This window comes from Bacillus cereus group sp. BceL291 (assembly GCF_051776705.1).
In the GTDB taxonomy this organism is placed as follows: Bacteria; Bacillota; Bacilli; order Bacillales; family Bacillaceae_G; genus Bacillus_A; species Bacillus_A cereus.
Genome location: NZ_JBPWAP010000175.1, coordinates 1 through 3502, shown reverse-complemented (window position 1 = coordinate 3502; position 3502 = coordinate 1). Strand labels below are relative to the sequence as shown.

Genomic DNA, 3502 nt, shown 5'->3' with positions numbered 1-3502 from the left:
ATATCTAGCTTAATATACATACTAACCACCTCAGAGTCAGTATGGAGAATCCAATTGAAAATGTACATATTTATTCAAGCGTTAATGTACATATTTAAGTTAGCATTTATAGATTAGATTAAATAAGCTATGGATTGAAGAGTTCTTATGTAGTAAAAAATAATAACCCACGCTCTACTTGTATATAAGCAGAGCGTGGGTTATTATTTTATTTCTTTTTCTATAACCCAAAGGTCTTGATGTTCCCACCAAAATCCTTCAGTATACTTTTTGATAATTGGGTTATGGGGTAATGATTTAATTTTGTCACACACGTAAGAGGGACTAACTATCGTTTGTCCGTATTGATTCACATCTAAATCGAATTGTTCACTAGAGGAGAGAAACCAATAGCCCTTTTCATTTAAATTTGGAAACCCAAAGTATTTTTTGCTTTGATAGCCATGGGTTGTGAAAATGAATAAACCACCAGGTGAAACAGCGTTATACAATGTTTGCAGCCAACGAAACCAAGTTGTATCAGGCATATGAGAGAAAAAGGATAGACAAAAAACGATATCGTACGTAGAGGAGTCCAATTTTAACTGTTCAGGCTCAGGATGAGATAATATAGAAGAAGTATTTAATTTGTTTTCAATAAAGGAAATGGCCTCTTCGTGTATATCGCAAGTGGTTATACTCAAATTCGTTTGTAGATTTAATAAATGACGTGTTACGCAGCCGTATCCGGATGCAAATTCTAACAATTGAATTGGATTGGCTGTAGGAGGATAAAGGGAAGTAATTAAGTTTAAGAGTATTTGTGCTGAGTTTTGCCCATCTTTAAAGTAGTAATCTATCGCTTCTTTTTTTGATGGGAAGACGGGATTAGTGACAATGAACTGAAAGATATGATCCTCAGGATGGATGCTTGCATTTACATTATAACTGTGTGCGATTTGAGAAATTAAATCTTTATGTTCCTCTATAAAGTCTTTCAAAGAGTATTCCTCCCTTGAGTAATAGTAGCAACTTACAAGAGATATTGATGGCATAGAAAGCACATGTTTAAATTTTCAAGTATGCTTTAAGATACTTTCTATATGTATACATTTTCATTTTAGAAATGCCGTCGATAGTAAATCTTTCTTTAATGAAATTTTGCATTTGCACAACTTCATTGTAATGGGAGTATGAATCTTCTGTTCTCGTTACGCTATTTAAATGTCGTCTATGATAGTTTAAGGGGGCTGGATTGAAGTAAATATCTCCCTCTGTAAGAAGAGAAACATAGAAGAACCAGTCACCAGCTATTTTGAACTTCTCTAACTGTTTTTCTGTTTTCTTCATATCTATATTTTTAAAAACTACACTTGAAACATTAGGTATAGTATTTTTGATAAGTAACGTATCTTGTATTTCTTCGACCCCTTTTCGAAAATAGGGGGCTTTCCATTTTTCTTTATCGATATCATTTGTGTAATTTAAATAATGATTAGCCAATACATTTCCTTGTTCATCTATTTGTTTTGATTGTGTGTAACTTAAGGTAATATTGTTATTTATATAAAACCCCTGTATCACCTCTTGTAAAAATGTCTTATCGCATAAGTCATCGGCCTCTGCGATCCAAATATAATCACCAGTTGCTGCAGAGACTCCTTTTATCCATTGTTTAAATACAGAACCAGAGTTTTTATCATTAATAATCTGTTGAACCTTCAGGTGGGTCTTATTTTCTTTTGAGAGCAGCTTTTTAAAAGTTGATACGCTATGATCAGTGGAGGCATCGTCTAAGAAAATTAGTTCGTAAAGAGGGTAGGTTTGGTTTAATATTGATTCGATTCGATCAGGTAAGTATTTTTCATAATTATAGTTCGGTATGATTACACTTATCTTTTTGTAATTATGTTCGAGAAGATCTAGTAATTGATAAATGTAATTAAGAAAATTGAAGTTTTTTTCGATAAGTTCTTGGCCAAAGCTTCCCTTTTGTAATCGTAATCCCTCATCATGAATAAATTCATATATTTTTTCTAGCATTTTGGGTAAATTTAAAAAGTCTACTAAGGCACCAGTTTTTTCTGTAACAACATCTTCAAAACCTCCAGCATTTTTAAACCCTATAACAGGAAGTTTTGCATCTAATGCTTCTAAAACAACATTTGGAAAAGGATCTTCCCTTGAAGTTAATAAGTATAAGTCAGCCCCAGCGTTATATAATCCGATATCGGGAGTAGGATCGACTAATGTGAAATGTGCTTTATATTTAGGGGGCAGTGTATTCAGGAATTGAACGTCTGTTCTCCCTACCCAAATGAAATGAATATCCTTGTGAGTCTTTCTTACTGAGTAAGAGATAAGTGAGAATAGATCTATTCCTTTTCGATAATCTGCGAAGCCTACACCCAAGATGATTTTGCTATCTAGAGGCAGGTTAAGCTTCTTACGTAACTCATTTCTAGCTTTTGCAATATTGTTCTTATAAGGATTGTGGTTAAACAAACCTTGAGGGAGAATGTGACATTTTTGAGGATCCAATTCAGTGATTGTACGAAATTTTTCATATACGTATTGTGAAGGGAAGACAACTTTGTAAGCAAATTCAGCGATGTTTTTAGCTTTCCCTTCAGCAGAGTACTGTTGTATTAAATGCGGTAATTCATGTATTAATGAAACAACTTTTATATTGTGTCTAGCTAGTAATGCGACGATATCGCCACTTATGACAGTGCTACATATGGCGAGGGTAAAATTCTGTGATAATAAATCCTTTATTAATAATTCGACCTTTTCTTCTGTTTGATAACCTTGCTCGAGACAATAAACAGGACCGTACTTTTGAAAATCGGGAATTAAAATACCGGATCCAATAGAAATAATTGCAACAGAGTAATCAAAGTTTTCTTTAAGAGCTTTAATAGTATGTAAAGAAAGTAGCTGTGCTCCGTGGAAATGGGCATCATGGGATACATAAATTATCTTTTTATTAACATGCATTTCATAACGCCTCCTAAGTGTATTAGATTTCTTTCCTTTTTTTAAAGGTAAAGAAGAGAAGTGTTTTATTTATAATCCCCCTAGAGATGAGTAGGAGGGAGTACGTACTAAAAGAAAAAATACTATCCTTAATATATATTTACCGGGTCTCACATTCATTCTTTAGAAAAGTATTAGTATTAAGTTAGAGAGTGTAAGCTGCAGATTGTTAATCTGAATACATAAGTTTAAGAAGTTCTAAGGATGTGTTAGAAATTAAGAGAGGGCAAAGCTTTTATGATTTATAAAATAAAAAATATAAAAGGTATTGACGATTGATCTACAGGGGTGTAATATAGAACAAGTCGCCGATGACATTAACGTCGCAAGCGACAAACGAAATGAAAAACTTAGTTGACATTAACTAACGAAGATGTTAACATAAGGAAGTCGCAAATGAGCGACCAAGTAGTTCTTTGAAAACTGAACGAAACAAACAACGTGAAACGTCAATTTTTATTTTAGATGCTAGACAAACTAACTT

General features: G+C 33.1%; 2 protein-coding genes. Both read right to left on the bottom strand.

Features of this window, described 5'->3' with window-relative positions; translation table 11 throughout:
• Nucleotides 1-203: 203 nt before the first annotated feature.
• Nucleotides 204-980 carry a class I SAM-dependent methyltransferase gene (locus ACS2CR_RS33750; protein WP_000651237.1) on the bottom strand — a complete coding sequence of 259 codons (777 nt, stop codon included), beginning with the start codon at nt 978-980 and terminating at the stop codon, nt 204-206.
• Between the two features lie 67 nt (nt 981-1047).
• Nucleotides 1048-2979: a glycosyltransferase gene (locus tag ACS2CR_RS33745; protein WP_000558375.1), complete on the bottom strand. Its 1932-nt coding sequence runs from the start codon at nt 2977-2979 to the stop codon at nt 1048-1050.
• Nucleotides 2980-3502 lie beyond the last annotated feature (523 nt).